The organism is Paraburkholderia sp. C35 (assembly GCF_003121405.1).
Lineage (GTDB): Bacteria > Pseudomonadota > Gammaproteobacteria > Burkholderiales > Burkholderiaceae > Paraburkholderia.
This window is the reverse complement of the sequence record NZ_QBUY01000024.1, coordinates 38,986-53,279: the sequence shown is the minus strand read 5'-3', so window position 1 is coordinate 53,279 and position 14,294 is coordinate 38,986. Positions and strand designations below refer to the sequence as shown.

23 protein-coding genes are annotated in these 14,294 nt (G+C 62.1%); 5 read left to right on the top strand and 18 right to left on the bottom strand.

Annotated elements, in window-relative coordinates; all coding sequences use genetic code 11:
- Positions 1 to 176 precede the first annotated feature (176 nt).
- The 3 genes from DK391_RS17015 to DK391_RS17005 are packed head-to-tail and all read left to right on the top strand — an operon-like array spanning position 177 to position 3,144.
- Positions 177 to 587 (top strand): hypothetical protein, encoded by a 411-nt coding sequence (locus DK391_RS17015; RefSeq protein WP_109479139.1) that lies wholly within the window; start codon positions 177 to 179, stop codon positions 585 to 587.
- Positions 584 to 2,437: a hypothetical protein gene (locus tag DK391_RS17010; RefSeq protein ID WP_109479138.1), complete on the top strand. Its 1,854-nt coding sequence runs from the start codon at positions 584 to 586 to the stop codon at positions 2,435 to 2,437. The genes DK391_RS17015 and DK391_RS17010 overlap by 4 nt, the downstream gene beginning before the upstream one ends.
- The gene (locus tag DK391_RS17005) at positions 2,437 to 3,144 is read left to right on the top strand and encodes a hypothetical protein (protein ID WP_109479137.1); all 708 of its coding nucleotides are present in this window, start codon (positions 2,437 to 2,439) and stop codon (positions 3,142 to 3,144) included. Before DK391_RS17010 ends, DK391_RS17005 begins: the two co-directional genes overlap by 1 nt.
- On the opposite strand, the gene DK391_RS17000 is transcribed toward DK391_RS17005, so the two are convergent.
- The 18 genes from DK391_RS17000 to DK391_RS44295 form a co-directional block, all read right to left on the bottom strand.
- A complete protein-coding gene (locus DK391_RS17000; RefSeq protein ID WP_204117378.1) occupies positions 3,141 to 3,935 on the bottom strand; it encodes a hypothetical protein in 795 nt (264 codons plus the stop codon). The two genes, DK391_RS17005 and DK391_RS17000, sit on opposite strands and share 4 nt — an antisense overlap.
- 36 nt (positions 3,936 to 3,971) lie before the next feature.
- Positions 3,972 to 4,223 (bottom strand): hypothetical protein, encoded by a 252-nt coding sequence (locus DK391_RS16995; protein ID WP_109479136.1) that lies wholly within the window; start codon positions 4,221 to 4,223, stop codon positions 3,972 to 3,974.
- A 27-nt stretch (positions 4,224 to 4,250) separates the two neighbouring features.
- Positions 4,251 to 4,616 carry a hypothetical protein gene (locus tag DK391_RS16990; protein ID WP_109479135.1) on the bottom strand — a complete coding sequence of 122 codons (366 nt, stop codon included), beginning with the start codon at positions 4,614 to 4,616 and terminating at the stop codon, positions 4,251 to 4,253.
- The gene (locus DK391_RS16985) at positions 4,613 to 4,894 is read right to left on the bottom strand and encodes a hypothetical protein (RefSeq protein ID WP_109479134.1); all 282 of its coding nucleotides are present in this window, start codon (positions 4,892 to 4,894) and stop codon (positions 4,613 to 4,615) included. Before DK391_RS16985 ends, DK391_RS16990 begins: the two co-directional genes overlap by 4 nt.
- Positions 4,894 to 5,433, bottom strand: coding sequence for a hypothetical protein (locus DK391_RS16980; RefSeq protein WP_109479133.1), 540 nt, complete (start codon positions 5,431 to 5,433; stop codon positions 4,894 to 4,896). Before DK391_RS16980 ends, DK391_RS16985 begins: the two co-directional genes overlap by 1 nt.
- Before the next feature lie 17 nt (positions 5,434 to 5,450).
- Positions 5,451 to 5,801, bottom strand: coding sequence for a hypothetical protein (locus tag DK391_RS44305; RefSeq protein WP_162600828.1), 351 nt, complete (start codon positions 5,799 to 5,801; stop codon positions 5,451 to 5,453).
- Positions 5,798 to 5,980, bottom strand: coding sequence for a hypothetical protein (locus tag DK391_RS16970; RefSeq protein WP_109479131.1), 183 nt, complete (start codon positions 5,978 to 5,980; stop codon positions 5,798 to 5,800). The genes DK391_RS44305 and DK391_RS16970 overlap by 4 nt, the downstream gene beginning before the upstream one ends.
- Entirely contained in the window at positions 5,980 to 6,150 is a 171-nt protein-coding gene (locus DK391_RS44300; RefSeq protein WP_162600827.1) for a hypothetical protein, read from the bottom strand. The genes DK391_RS16970 and DK391_RS44300 overlap by 1 nt, the downstream gene beginning before the upstream one ends.
- A 23-nt stretch (positions 6,151 to 6,173) precedes the next feature.
- Entirely contained in the window at positions 6,174 to 6,359 is a 186-nt protein-coding gene (locus tag DK391_RS16965; protein WP_109479130.1) for a hypothetical protein, read from the bottom strand.
- A gap of 87 nt (positions 6,360 to 6,446) precedes the next feature.
- The gene (locus DK391_RS16960; protein WP_109479129.1) at positions 6,447 to 7,754 is read right to left on the bottom strand and encodes a macro domain-containing protein; all 1,308 of its coding nucleotides are present in this window, start codon (positions 7,752 to 7,754) and stop codon (positions 6,447 to 6,449) included.
- Positions 7,751 to 8,332, bottom strand: coding sequence for a hypothetical protein (locus tag DK391_RS16955; protein ID WP_109479128.1), 582 nt, complete (start codon positions 8,330 to 8,332; stop codon positions 7,751 to 7,753). Before DK391_RS16955 ends, DK391_RS16960 begins: the two co-directional genes overlap by 4 nt.
- Before the next feature lies 1 nt (position 8,333).
- Entirely contained in the window at positions 8,334 to 9,335 is a 1,002-nt protein-coding gene (gene dut, locus DK391_RS45295) for a dUTP diphosphatase (protein WP_239482857.1), read from the bottom strand.
- Between the two features lie 26 nt (positions 9,336 to 9,361).
- Complete coding sequence (locus DK391_RS16940; RefSeq protein WP_109479127.1) at positions 9,362 to 9,997, bottom strand: hypothetical protein; 636 nt, start codon at positions 9,995 to 9,997, stop codon at positions 9,362 to 9,364.
- 4 nt (positions 9,998 to 10,001) lie between these two features.
- The gene (locus DK391_RS16935) at positions 10,002 to 10,358 is read right to left on the bottom strand and encodes a DUF6283 family protein (protein ID WP_109479206.1); all 357 of its coding nucleotides are present in this window, start codon (positions 10,356 to 10,358) and stop codon (positions 10,002 to 10,004) included.
- On the bottom strand, positions 10,355 to 11,008 hold the full coding sequence (locus DK391_RS16930; RefSeq protein ID WP_162600826.1) for a hypothetical protein: 654 nt from the start codon (positions 11,006 to 11,008) through the stop codon (positions 10,355 to 10,357). The genes DK391_RS16935 and DK391_RS16930 overlap by 4 nt, the downstream gene beginning before the upstream one ends.
- 8 nt (positions 11,009 to 11,016) lie before the next feature.
- Positions 11,017 to 11,595 (bottom strand): hypothetical protein, encoded by a 579-nt coding sequence (locus DK391_RS16925; RefSeq protein ID WP_109479125.1) that lies wholly within the window; start codon positions 11,593 to 11,595, stop codon positions 11,017 to 11,019.
- Positions 11,592 to 11,978: a VVA0879 family protein gene (locus DK391_RS16920; RefSeq protein WP_109479124.1), complete on the bottom strand. Its 387-nt coding sequence runs from the start codon at positions 11,976 to 11,978 to the stop codon at positions 11,592 to 11,594. Before DK391_RS16920 ends, DK391_RS16925 begins: the two co-directional genes overlap by 4 nt.
- A 234-nt stretch (positions 11,979 to 12,212) precedes the next feature.
- Positions 12,213 to 12,413 carry a hypothetical protein gene (locus DK391_RS44295; protein ID WP_162600825.1) on the bottom strand — a complete coding sequence of 67 codons (201 nt, stop codon included), beginning with the start codon at positions 12,411 to 12,413 and terminating at the stop codon, positions 12,213 to 12,215.
- Between the two features lie 137 nt (positions 12,414 to 12,550).
- Between DK391_RS44295 and DK391_RS16915 the strand changes: the two genes are divergently transcribed.
- On the top strand, positions 12,551 to 12,850 hold the full coding sequence (locus DK391_RS16915; RefSeq protein ID WP_109479123.1) for a hypothetical protein: 300 nt from the start codon (positions 12,551 to 12,553) through the stop codon (positions 12,848 to 12,850).
- Entirely contained in the window at positions 12,851 to 14,293 is a 1,443-nt protein-coding gene (locus DK391_RS16910) for a hypothetical protein (protein ID WP_109479122.1), read from the top strand.
- The last annotated feature ends 1 nt before the right edge of the window (position 14,294 follow it).

The following is a 14,294-nucleotide window of genomic DNA, read 5'->3' as shown; positions in this document are numbered from 1 at the left end:
TATCACGCAAGCGCGCCGCCCCGCCGCACGTTTCCGCGATGGCCTGTCTCCCTGCGCTCACGCACCAAGCTCGGCTACGGCACTTCGCAACGATGCTCCGTAGTTGATCCATGTGAGGGCAACCGTGCAGAGGCGTACAGGCAGGCCATCGCCCACCTTCCAAGGCTTTGCACACCATGCCAGCAGCTATCTTCAATATCGACTTCGAGCAGGGCATCCCGCGCGACTTGACCGTGTCCGACTGGCGCGACAAGGACGGCAATCTGTTCGTGCTCGACGGATGCAAGTCGCGCGCGCAGTTCTTCGCGGACGCCGATGACCCTACGCCCCTGCTCGACCTCTCGACTGAGAACGGGAAAATCGAGATTCTCAACGGGCGTATCACCCTGCATTTCGATGAAACCGACACCGGGAAAATGACGCCCGTAGACGGCGCGGCTCCCATTGCGCCCGTCATCGAGTGCGCGAAAAAATACAAGGCGGGCGTGTGGGAGTGGCGTATCTGGAATACGCAGAACGTGCCTTTCGCTATGGCGCGCGGTGAGTACAACATCACGCCCGCCCTCTTGCGCGAGGTGACGCCGTGAGTCTGACGTTTGATGACCTCGAAAACGGCGGCTCGATTACCGTTGATGGCGTGAAAGTCTTTGGCGGCTCGCCGAAAGTCGTCGCGGTGACCGTCAAGGGCGAGCCCTCTGCACCCCAGTTCGAGACGTTGCCGCCCGGTGGTCTGTATGGCGACAAGGGCGAGACGGGCGACAAGGGGCCGCCCGGCGATAAAGGGCCGACGGGTGACAAAGGCGCGACCGGCGATAAAGGCCCGACCGGCGACAAGGGCGTTACTGGCGATCAGGGGCCGGACGGTGATACGGGCGATAAAGGCTTGCCCGGCGATAAGGGTGCGACGGGTGACAAAGGCGTCCAGGGCGATGCGGGTCCGCGTGGTGCACAAGGCATGCGAGGCTTTCAGGGCGACAAAGGCCTGCAGGGTGATAAAGGCCTGCCCGGCGATAAAGGAGCGGACGGCGACAACGGCGACAAGGGCCCGACGGGCGACAAGGGCGCGACCGGCGATAAGGGCATTCAGGGCGACACCGGCGATGAGGGTGCGGTAGGTGACAAAGGCCCGACCGGCGATAAAGGCCTGCAGGGTGACAAGGGCTTGCCGGGCGACAAAGGCGCGGACGGCGACGTCGGCGATAAAGGCCCGACTGGTGACAAAGGCCTGCAGGGGGATAAGGGTCTGCCGGGCGATCAGGGCGTGCAAGGCGACGTCGGCGATAAGGGTCCGACGGGAGACAAGGGCTTGCAGGGCGATAAGGGTCTGCCGGGCGATGCTGGCGCGCAGGGTGACACCGGCGACAAAGGCGCAACGGGAGACAAGGGGCCGACCGGCGACAAGGGCGCGCAGGGCGACGCAGGCCCGCAGGGTGAGCCCGGCGATAAGGGCGCAAGCGGCGACAAAGGCGCGACGGGTGATAAAGGCGTTCAGGGCGATGCTGGGCCGCAAGGCGACGTCGGCGACAAGGGTGCGACCGGCGACAAGGGGCTGACGGGCGACAAGGGCTTGCAGGGTGACGCAGGGCCGGACGGCGATCAGGGTCCGCCCGGTGACAAGGGTGCAACGGGCGATAAAGGTCCGACGGGCGATAAAGGTCCGCAAGGCGATGCAGGCCCGGCAGGCACTGAGCCCGGCCCGCAGGGCGATAAGGGGCCGACGGGCGACAAGGGACCGGACGGCGATCAAGGCCCGCCCGGCGATCAGGGTTTGCCTGGCGACAAAGGGCCGACTGGCGATCAAGGCCCGGAAGGTGATCCGGGTCCGGCCGGAACTGAGCCCGGCCCGACGGGCGACAAAGGCCCGACCGGGGACAAGGGGCCGACGGGCGATAAAGGCCCGACGGGCGATCAGGGCGTGGACGGCAATCAAGGCCCGGTAGGCAATCAGGGGCCGGACGGCAACAAGGGAGCAACGGGCGATAAAGGCGCGACGGGCGACACCGGCACCAAGGGATTGACTGGCGACAAAGGCGTCGCAGGCGATAAGGGTGCCACTGGCGACAAAGGGGCAACCGGCGACAAGGGCGCGACGGGTGATCCGGGCGCGGGCGCAACGCCGCTCACGGCAACGGAGTACACCGGCACTGCCCTATCGCTCGCGCTCGTGCACGCACCGGCACCCTCTTACGCTGGCCTCGTGAAAATGAACAACGCGGCAGCGAACACGCTCACGGTGCTCGCCAATGCGACGGTCGCATTTCCGAGAGGCGCGGTTATCAACGTCGTTCAGAAAGGCGCGGGGCAGACAACCATTGTTGCGGGCAGCGGCGTGACGATCAGCACGCCAAGCACGCTCAAAACGCGCGCGCAGTTCTCAACGATTGCGCTCGTGCAAGAGGAAATTGATTCGTGGGTGTTGATGGGTGACATGCTGTGATGATTCCCGCAGTAACGCGCTATCGCGCGCCGCCCGCAGGCTCGGGCATTCAGGTAGTGTCTTCGTCTAACGGCGGCTCGCAGACAAGCAGCGCGACGATTCCGGCACCGTCCGGCATCGTCGCGGGCAACCTGCTCTATGCGCTGTTCACCTGCGATGACACGAAAAGCCCGCTCTCGCTCGCGTGCGCGGGGTGGACGCTGCACACGTCGCTCATTTTCACCACGCACAACGACAACGGCTTTATCGGCGGCTTCTACAAGATCGCGACCGCGAGCGAGCCCGCGTCGTACACATTCAGCGGCGCGACGGTCAAATCCGTCAACATCGGCATTCTGAATCTGTCCGGCGTCAACCAGTCCGACCCGATCAATTCCGTCGTTCCGGTGACGAAGAAGGCGACGGCTGCGACGTCGTGCGTGTTCCCTGCGATCACGCTGCCGAAAGCGCTGTATCTGCTGCTGATCGCGGGGCAAGGGGGGAGTTTTTCGGGCAGCGTGTCGAATGTGTTCACGCCGCCAGCCGGTTATACGATGGGCGTCTCATCGACGTCACAGTACAACCAAGGTTCGAACTACGATGCTGAATCGTCGTTCGGCGCGCTCTCTAACGCGGCTGTCGCGGCCGGTGCGCAGACTCCCGCGCCCGGCACGTTCAACGTGTCGTATGCGTATGGCGCGATCAACGTCGCGCTCAATCCCGCCTAGAAAAGCGCGTCCTGTCTGTCATCGACGGGCGCGCTCTTTTTCTTGACCGGCGCAGTCAGCCCGGCCTTTTCATTGTCGAAACGTACCTGGCTGATTTCACTCGCGACGCGTCCAAGCATCGCGTCTGTGTGGGCGACGTCGCCCGGCACATCAGCCTTTGGCGCGGCGGCCTTTTTCTCATACACCGTTCCGCCCGCTTTCAGGCTCGAAACCAGCCCTTTGATGGCATCGAGCGCGCTGGCGTAGGCTTTGGCCTTGCCGGGCACGAACCAGCCCGCGTTGTGCGGGATATCCTCGTTGCGAACGCATCCAAGCTCGCCCGCGAGCACGCCAAGCGCTTCCTCTGTCGATTCGAGCAGGCGCGCGGACGGCGGCGCGGTGAGAACCGGGCGCGACGGCGCAGCGGGCGCGGCGATAACCATCGGCGGCGCGCTGACGGCCTGCGCGGCCGTGCCGATAAGCTCATCGCCGATTGCCTCATCGGGCGGCGTGTTCGGGCCTTTCGTGTCCTGCCATTGCATTACGCGCGTGAAATCCTCGCGATTGGGAAGCCAGCGCACCGCGCCTTCCTCAACGATGGCCTTGCGCAATTCCCATGTGTCACTGAGCACGTACCCGGTAATGTGGAACCGGCAGCGCTCGATAACGCGCGCCGCCCTCTCGTTCGTGGTCGGCGAGACACGCGCGAGCGACGGCTGCGCGGGCTCGTGCGGCATGAGCAAGGGTATGTCACCGTGCTCGTACGCGCGCTCGAATGCCGCGCGCAGTGCGTTCGCGGCCGTGTTGTTCATCGGGTAGTGAGTCATGGGGCGAAAAGGGAATGCAGGTTAGACGTCGTCGCGCGTCAGCCCGGTCGCATACAGCGGCACATAGCCGCCGCTGATCCAGTACGGCGTACAGCACTCGGCAACCGGGCACGCAATCTGTGCGAACTTCTCATCGGGTGCCAGGCGAACGAGGTCAACCGGCGAGCCTTCGAGGTCCGACAAGATGCCGGACAGTTCATTGGTTGTGAGCGCGTGGCCGCATGTCGGACATACGGGCGTGGGCTGACGACGGGTGTCAAATTCAGCGGACATGATTATCTCCTGTTGTGGGAGATAGCTTTATAGCTCCGCTTTCGCGCGCTCGCGGGCCTCGTGTTCCGAAACCTCGCGCGCGTATGCCTTCGTGAGCATCGTGTTGTCGCGCGTGACCGTTGCGCCGGTGTGCGTGACGGGCACCATAATCGAGAGCCATTCGACGGCCTTGCGACTCACGAGCGCGGGCCGCTCGCACGTCTCGCACAGGTAGTCGGTCGGGTCGGTCGAAGTGTTCTCATTCATGGTGACGCGCTTGAAATCGCCCTCCGTTGCGTCGCGCAGAATGAGCGTTTCGCCGGGGCATACGTCGTGCCACCAACCCCACTCATCGCGCGGTATGGTCTGCTCCATTTCCTTGCGGGTTTTCAGTTTCGCGAGATAGACGATCACTTCAAATGCTCCGGTGTGACGTCGCGGACAGCCCAGTCCTTAAACGCCTTCATTGTCATGTAGCCGTGCGGCCGGTCATCGCGCTCGCTGTAGAACACGGCTCCCTTGCCCTGTTTGTAATAGTCCTCATACGAGACGCTATCCCACGTCACGCCGTACCCGCTGCCGGGCTTGTGGATGCTATGGACATAGCGCACCTCGCCGGTGCTGCCGCGATACGCGCCGCCGCGCCGGATCTTGAAGCCCTTGCCGGTGTCGTGCTCGTGAATGATGTTCATCAGTCAGTGTCCGCTGCGACGTCGGGATAGTCGGCCGCCAGCTTTTCGACGTCGGCTGTATGGCGCGCAAGGCTCGCGCGCGCGTCGGCAAGTTCCTTCTCAAGCCGCTCAATGTGCTCATTGGTGAATCTGACGGCCAGATGAGCGTTGCGCTTCGCCCACGCGACAACCTCTGTCTTTTTGGTCGAATGCGTGTTCTCGTACATCATTTCGCCGTCGTGCGTGGCGTTCGGCCATCCCGGCACTTCACACTTGCGCTCAATGATTTCGCCGCCGTCATAGGTGTAGACGGGAATCGAGGCCTCAAACGTGTCCGCCGTCGCGATCAGGTGCGCGAGCGTAGCGGGCTCGGCTTTGAGCAGTGCTGGATAGTTCTCGCGCAGAAAGCGCGGGAACGTCTCGTTTTCCGTGAGCGCGCCCGTTTTCGAATTGATCGTTGCGAGATTGCCGACATAGCTTGATCCGATCAATACGTTGTCGCCTACGACCTTCATATGATGCGTGATCGCGAACGTCTCTTTCAGCAGTTTCCAGCCCATTTGATTCTCCTTTGGCCTCAGGCGGCCGGTGCGAAACCCATTGCGAAGCGCTGCGCTGTGGCCTGAAATGCCGCCAGCGTGGCCGCCGCGTTAAACGAAATCGGTGCGCGTGCGGGCGCGGCGGGCGGCGCGACGTCTTCGCAGATTGCCTCGTACAGGTAGACCGTCGAGCCCTCGCGTTGGCCGTCGGCGACGCGGTGCAAACGGCCGCTCATTGCGAGCGCAGTGAGGACCGGACCTAAGCGCTTATGGTGTACGTGCACGATGGCGCAAAGCGGCTTGAGCCGCATCGAGCCGTGCTCACGAAGCGCGGCGATTGCAAGCCCCGCGATTGCCTCATCGGTTTGTGGTGGTCGCTGAGTTTTCATGGAAAGAGTTTGGTGAGCACTTCGTTGATGCGGATAACCGCGTCGCGATACGCAATGAGTGCTTCTGTGTATCGCCTCTCAAACTGCAGGTGCGAAACGTCGCGGCCGTTCGCGAGCCGATCAGCGCGGATGATCCGCTCTGCCTTGATGCGCAGGTCTATGCTTTTGTCGCTGACCATCAGAAAAGCCCTTCGAACAAATCACCCTGTACGGGCGCGGTGATGACGGGCGGCGTGCGTAGTGTTTCCGCGTAGCGTCGCCGCCTGTTTGCCGCCCATTGCATCAGAACCGCGTGCGCGCCGGGCAGGTGCCGCTTTGCCCTCGCCTGCGCGAGGAACACGCGCGCCATGTACGCGTGCCCTACCCGCTCGCTCATTGCGGCGTGCGCAAGAGGTAGTAGCAGAACGCCGACGTGTGGCCCTCTTTGCGGCACTGGCGGTAGTCCTGATACATCGGATAGAACCAAGCCGCCGCGCAGAGAATCAGCGTGATGAGGCCTGTTGCAATGCTGAATGCGTTGTGCAGCTTGTGCACTTCGCTCACGTCGCCTGCGCTCATTCGGAACCCCGTTTGTGTGTAATGAGCCTCAATCGTATGTTGTCACGGTTGAGGCTGTCAATAGACATGTCTATGGGTGTGGGCGAATTAAATCGCGGCGGATTCGAGCAACGCGCCGCCCGGCACGAGCATTTCCGCTGCGCTGCTCGCCGCCGCCCTGTAAATCTCCAGTTCCTTATCGCGCAACTTGATCGTATTCGCCTGCTCGCGGATCAGATCGAACATGGCGGCGATGTTGGCCGGACGCACGAGCGTGATGTATTGCGCCAGCGCGTAATCGTCGGCCTCATCCATCGAGTAATTCGAGACGTAGACGTGAATGAACTCGTTAAGCGAGTCGTCCTCGTGACGCGTGCCGACACGAACGCCCTTACCTTCCGGGTCCGATTCGGCTGCCCACTGCTCGCTGTAATGCCGGGTGATCGAGCGCGCGGCGTTTTCCAGCGTGTCATGCTCTGCCGTTAGTGCGCCTTTGCCCGCGAGCGACTTCAGCTTGCGGATTGCCTCAGGCAGTTCGCATTCGTCGCCCGCCTCGATGCCGAAATGATCCATGCTCATACGCAGGTATGTGAGCATGCGCTCGGCGTGATCGCGCGCCATCATTACGCCCTGTGCGACGTTGTCGGGCGTGCGCGTGAGCGAGCCCATACCCAATGCGTCGGCGATCAGCGCGAGCGCACGCGCGGCCGGTTCGCGCTCGAAAGTCGTCAGACGGCGGTGAATCTGTTCGAGCATCATCGCCGTGACGTTTTCGAGGTTTTCACGCGGCACCACGCTCAGGGCGCGCTCGGCGGTGATGAGTGCAGGCAGTTGCGTGAGATTCGCGTGATTCTGCAGAAAGCTCGTGAGCCAGTCGGCGAGGTCTTTCGCCTCGATGTTGATATGCCCGTTCGCCTTGAACTCGACATAGGCGCGGTGCATCTGCGATGCCGCCTCATACGGGTCCATACGGCCGGTGAGCGTGCACAGGCCCGGACAGAGCAGCGTCTTGACGTTGTGCTGCCGCGCCTGCCTGAGTGCCGCGCGCATCGCCTGATAGGCGTGATCCGTGCCGCTAACGATGCCAGGTACGCGCATGGTCGGTGCGGCGATCAGAAGCGGCACTTTGGCATGGCCGGTCTTTACCGTGATGGCCTCGCCGACGGGCAGGCCATCGTCATAGAAGGTTCCGATAGCGGCCTGCACGCGCCGCTGAATCTCGATACCGAACTGGCGGACATACGCCGCGTCGATGCCGCCATCCATCCGGCCGAAACTGTTGGCCGGGCTCACGATGGCATCGCCGGTGAGCGTCAGAATGTTGCCGTTCATCACGGTCACATCGGGCACGCCTGCGAAAATGGTGTGCAGCGCGTTCGCAACGTTGGCATTGGTGTCGCAGAATTTGATTTTCATTGTTTGCTCTTGCGGTATAGGGAAACAAAGGCGTCAACATCGTCGGGATGGACAGAGGCAGTCGATTCGCCGCTGATCCAGTGCACCGAATACTGGCCGCCCGGAAACGTGAAGTGAAGCTCGATAGGCATGCGCTCATCGCTCTTGACGCGAGCGACGTGGTGCAACACCGCGCCCGGATAGCGGGCCGCCAGAAGCTCGCAGGCCATGTCTTCGAAATCGGCCTGATCGCGCTTGTCGCGTTGGTAGTACGCGTGACACTCTTTGCAGCAGAACACGAACTGTCCAAGGTAGACGGGCTCAGGCGTCTCATCATCGACCCAGTCTGTGCACTCCATGCACTCGAATCGCCAGTTGCCCGCCTCGATTTGCGCTTGCGACGGCACCGGGCCGGGTGCGTACTCATCGAACTCTGGCGCGCGCCAGCAATACTCGACGTCCTCGAACCCGCAATTGAGTTCGTTTGCGCCTCTGGCGCGCGCCGCCCCATTGGTGCGCCCGAACACCACGGTATAGCCGTCGTCACCGTCGTGGACGGTGTACGCGCGCAGGGGCTTCTTTATATCCGGCGCGCTCATGTCAGACGATCCTGTAAGAGTCGCAACGTTCTTCGTCGGTCATTTCGTAGGCGTCGAGCACGGCCGGGCGCGGCGGCACAACAACATCATCGTTGTCCGATGCCTGCATGTGCACGGCAAGCGCCCAGTCGTGTACCTGAATGCACTGCTCAAGCGTCCACGTTGCGATCACGTCGAGCGGCACCTCTTTGATATCGCCGACCAGCATCAGCGCGGTTTGAATGCTCTCGTCGTCGCGGGTGTACTGCACCATGTCAAGCACGGCCGTCTGTGCCGGGACAGCGGCGGCCGTCGGCCATGCGCCATCAGACGCCTCCGGGCTTTTCGTCAGCGGTAGCTCGGCGTGAAACTTCGAGCCCTTCGGGCACGCCTGCGCATGCGGGCGATCACCGCCGTTCACATGGTCTTTCGTGCGCCCGATAGTCACGATCACGCCGCGTTTCTCCCACTTCTGAGCGAGCGCGAGCGCTTCCATGCTCGCCTCGTAAGGCGTACCGCGCAGCATGTCCGCGCAGTCGTCACCGGCCAGAACATCGTTTTCGGGAACTGCGCCCTTGCCGGTCGAGCCAAAGCCGCCCGCGCCGCGCGCCGTTTCCGAAAGTTCGCCGACTTCGATAATCTCGAACGGCGGCGCATATTCCAGCATTGCCTGAGCGATGCGGTCACCGTCGCGGACCTTGTAGACAGCCTTGCTGTCGTCACCGTCGGCGCGCAGGCTCACCATAATTTCGCCGCGATAGTCGCTGTCGATCACGCCGACACAGTTCGAGAGGCGTACCGCGTCCTTGAAACCCTGCCCGCTGCGCGAGTAGATTTTGAGCACATAGCCGGACGGGATTTCGACCGCGAGCCCGGTGCGGAAAATGCACGCGTGCATGTCCGTCGGGTGCGGCTTAAACGAATCCGCCTCGATGGCGTGCAGGTCGATACAGGCCGCGCCCGCCGTGGCGAACTGGGGGATTTGTGCGTCCGGGTGCAGACGCTTGATGCGAAGTTGAGTCATGGTGTGTGTGGTGATGAGTGAGAGGGTTAAGCGACGCTAGCAAACAGGCGTTTGAAGTCGGCCGACGGCTTGTGTCCAAGGGATTCGATCAATGCGTGCATTTCCTTGATGAGCACGGCCGACGGGTCGAGCGTGGGCAACCAGCGATCAGGTGTCGCGGTTCCGGTGACGTCCATTGCCTCGCGAATAGCGTCCTCGCTGACGGTCTGCCCCATAACGCCCGAAACGCGCATCGCGTAGGCTTCAAGGCTCGAATACTGGGCCGGGCCTTCGCCTTGCTCAACGAAAGAGCAGAGCCGGTAAAACTCTTTTTGCGTCAGTTCCTGCGCGGCCGTCGAGACGGGAGCGGCAGCGGGTGCCGGTGCTGCATCGGGCGAGATAGGTGTGCTGTCTGCTTTCTTCACGGTGAGCGTTTTGCGTTTAGGGGTTTCAGGTGTCGGCGCGGTCGGTGCCGGGTTCTCATTTACGAATCGCTTCATTCGCGCTCTCTCGTTCACGTCGCCGCGTATGTCGTTGGGTGACTTCGTGATGTTGAAAGCGCGCGTGACGCCGTTCGCTGCGCGGGTATCAACAAAGATGCGTGAGTCTTTCTGGTAATGCTTAATCACGTCCAGCCCGACGGCCTTTGCCATCTGTACGAGGTCGCGCGTGCGGTTTGTCATGCGGTCAGTCTCCGTTGTGGGCCGCGTGAGCGTCGATCATGTCGCGGGCCTGCATGTACACCGGCGCGCTCATGTCCAGCTTGCGTTTGTCGTAAAACCCAAGGCGGTACGCAATGCGCATCATCTGATTGGGCCGCCGCATGTGTTCGAGCATGATGAGTGCGCCCGCACAGTGCTGATCCTTGTCCGTCGGCAGCGCGCGGCCTTCATCGTCGTGCGTGAGCGTCTTGTGACACTGAAACGTCTTGTCGTGGCGCACGATGGCATCGCACAGTTCTTCGACGCGTTCGGTGCGCAGATACGGCTCGACGTCAGTGCGAAACGGGCATTGCGCGCACGGCTTTTTGAGGTCGAAATTCATCGCCATTCATCCCGTTTGTTGACCAGCTTCGTCTTTTCGCGCAGGTGGGCGACGGTGTTTTGCTTGCGCCACTCTGCGATGCGCGCATGCCGTTGAGCGTCGAGACGTTGGGTAATCTCGCGCTCGCATTCCGCGATGAACGCCTTGCCTTCCCTCATGCCAAGCCAGAGCACAACGTGCTCGACGGCCTCATAGTCCTGTTCGGTGAGGTCCGGCAGACGTTTCAACGCGCCGTATTGGTAATGGTCCTTAGGTGCGAGCGCGGCCTCGATGGTGCGCACGCCGCCATTGATCCCAAGGTGCCGCACGTTTTCGAGTGCCCAGGCGGCCGCGTAGGCGTCGTGCCGGTTGTCCAGTGCCTTCGCCGCCTTTTCAGCGTCGCCAAGGAAGCACCGGCCGCAGTTCGTGCCAAGCCACTGAATGAACGACGCCGCGACGGTCGCGAGACGTTGCGTAAGCGGAAACGGGAATGAGGCCATCAGCGAGCGGAAGCCGTATTCGTCGCATTCGTCGTGAATCGACGGGGCCAAGCGCTGCATGTACTCTTGCCACTTTTCCGCCATCACGACCTCGCCGATAACGTCGGCGCGCGGCGCGCGGATAGCCACATGGGTGAACGAGAGCAGTTCGATTTGCTCGTGCCCGAACATATTGAAAATCATTGCGCGGGCCTCCGCTTCTGTGCGGCGCGCAGCTTTTCGTGATGACGTTTGAGCGCGGCCTTGTAGCTTGCCTTCGCCTCTTTCATCGTCTTGCACCAGTCGCCCTCTACCTCACGAACGCTCGACCAGTGACCAATCCACGCGGTACGGCGGAACATGCGGTATTCATAACCCCTGCGGTCGCGCGGGGCGTTGCCATACGCCTGTCGAGACTCATATTCAGGCAGACGGCCGCCGCAAAGAAACTCGCCGAAATTGCGTCCGGCGCAACCGTCGGCATCGAGGTAATCCTCATACTTCGTGCGCGGCTTGGGTTCCGGCAGAGCCGCAAGCGCTGTCGAGCGGCCGATATCGGTCGCGGCAAACACAATGTCACCGTCCACGAGAAAACCCGGCGACGGGCGGCGTTCCATCAGGCCCAAGCCCTCAAGCGCTTCGAGGTGCTTCATGTCGTGGTGCCCGTTGCCCGCCACGAAGTGATTGCGGTGCGGCGTGTGATTGCCGCGCGTCTTGCCAGAGAGCCCTAGTGTGTGCTGCAACAGTTCTATCTGATACGGCGTTGCCTGCGTGCTCATTGGGTCACCTGCGCCTCTGCCGCGTGCTTTGCTGCGTGTGCCTGCGCCTGCTCAGGCGTGGCAAGCGCAAAGCGCGGGTTCTTCGCGCCGTCGGGCGTCACAACCTCCAGTTCGTGAAACTGGAACAGGCCGCCAAGTGACCAATCGCAGGGATTGCCGTCCGGCTCTTTGCGCGACGATCCCGCGCCGGTAAAGCGGCCGTAGCACGAGAAAGCCAGATACTTATCGACCTTGGCGAAATCCGCACCCGCGCCCGCCGCGATCAGGTCGCGCCCGGACTGGACCGTTTTGCACATCGGGCAAACGAACGCGAAGTCAATGTGCGACTTGACGCCTTGCGCCTTGAGTGCTGCGTGAAACTGTTCGAGCGTCATCGTGTTCATTGCTTGCCCTGCCCCTTTGCTTTCTTCCATGCCTGGTATGTCGGATCACGGTGTATCGAGGACGCCGATACGCCGGTCTGCTTTGCCGCCGCATAAGCCGTCGGGACTCTGCCCTTTACGACCAGCGCAACGGCAACCTTGACCGCGTCTGTCTTGTGCGCTGCCATTGTTGCCCCGTCTTATTGGTAGTCCTCATCAAATGAAATTGAGGGCCGCGTGTGAAACCCGTTCGGATCAGAAAAGCAGCGTCTGTCCGTCCGGCTCGACCGCTACAGGGCGCGCGGGCGGCGGGCCGTCGTCAAAAAGCCGCGTTTGGCCTATCGACTCCAGCTCATCCGCCGTCAATTCCTTGCCCGTCGAGCAGCACTCGACGGCATGATGCTGCCGCTTGTGTGGCGTGCTGCAGACGCTGCAAAGGTATCGCGTGGTGGTCATCGCTTCCCCGTATCGGAATATCGACATATTAATGACCAAGCGCAACTATGGCAATAGACATATCTATATTTTTACAGTTTCTCGCCGGTAGGAAAACGACACGTCTATATGTGACGGGGCGGCCGTAGCATTCACGTATGGCAAAAATCCCCGCATCCGACCTCGTTGATATGACGACGCACTGGCTTTCGACGCCCCTCAATGGCTATTTGGGGAGCGATTACGGCCAGATCGTGACCGACATGTTGCAAACCCCGCTCGCAGCGGGCCTCGCTGACGCGACTATCGCCAAGCTGCGCAACGACGTGCCGCTTATTGCCGCGCTGCCGCGTGGCAGCGTCAATATCTACGCCGAAGACACCGGGCCGGACAAGCGCAATCTGTACATCGAGGTCGCGGGCGAATTTGTGCCCGTACCGAATGGGAGCGACAACTAAATGGCTTTGACCCGCGACGACTTCTGGACCGCCGTACAGGCCGCCGCACAGGACTACCCGACCGCCGCCCTGTACTTTCAGGCGAACGACCCGCGCCTGCTCATGCAACTGTCTTCGATTGCAACCATGCTTGCTATGGTGTCGTCTCAGATCGATGTTGAGAGCACTGAGGCGTTCAGCAAAACCCGCGATACGACCGTGCTCGCGGATGCCGCATTGAAGGGCATCCTTCCGTTCGCGGTGCCGCCGCGAGCCGTGCTGACGGGTAAGAACCCGGACGTCGTGGCGCTCAACGTGGTGACCGGCCGCCGCTTTCTCGACTCCTATGGCCGCGTCTACGTCGCTGAGTCGGCCGCGATCATCCCTGCAGGCGGCACGGCACCAGTGACCGTCAAACAGGTGACTGAGCGACCTCTCACGCATACGGTGTCGGGCTCCGCGCCCTTCTACCCGGTGCAGATCACGCCGAACACGGACACCGAACAGCAGATCAGCGGCCTGCGCGTGAGCGTGGGCGGCGTGCTGTTCCCATACACGCCTGAGTTCGCCAACCTGCTCGCGGGTGATCCCGGCTACATCATCGAGACGGATGAACTGCGCCAGCTATGGGTCAAGTTCGGGTGGGCCAACACGTTCGGCGTGCAACCGGCGAACGGCACCGTGATCGACTTCGTCGTTGAGGAAACCTACGGCAAGCTCGCGGTGGACGTGAACTCCGTTTTCACGTTCGAATCGACGGTCGATTCGCACGACCGGCAGGCCACGTTCGCAATGACGGCCGTCGTCAATCCGGGTATGGACCCGATTGATATCGAGACGCTGCGCGAGTGGGCGAGCGTGCCGCCGCAATACGATTCGTCGGCTGTCTTTCTCGGCAACTTTGATGCGCTTATCCGCCGCAACCTGAACAACCTCGACTTTCTGTCCGTCTGGAATGAGCAGATCGAGGAAAGCGTGCGCGGTGGCAGCGTCAACAACATCAACCGCATGTTCGTTGCGTTCGCGACGTCGGACGGCAGTGATCCAACGTGGATGCAGACGCAGATTAAAAAGGTGATCGCGGCGGCCGACGATTCGTACTGGGTCAAGTTCGTTGATGAGGTCGATACGCCTCTGCCGATGACGATCGATGCGCAGGTGTCCGTCGTGCACGACACGGCCGACGTTGAGGCGCAAATCCGGTCCAAGGTGCTCGCGCTGTACGGCAAGGGCTCTGCCGCGACCAAGCGCGGCATGCTGACGCTTTCCAGCAAGAAAGTGAATACCGCGCTCACGAACACGACGGACGGCATTGTCGCGCTGCAGGATGACGGCAGCGACGTGCAGATCCTTGTTCCGGCGCAGGCCGCGCCCAAGCCTGAGCAATACCGATACGTCACCAACGACTCGCTCACGGTGAACGTGACGCAGGCGACGTACAACGACGGCCTCTGGAGTCATTGAC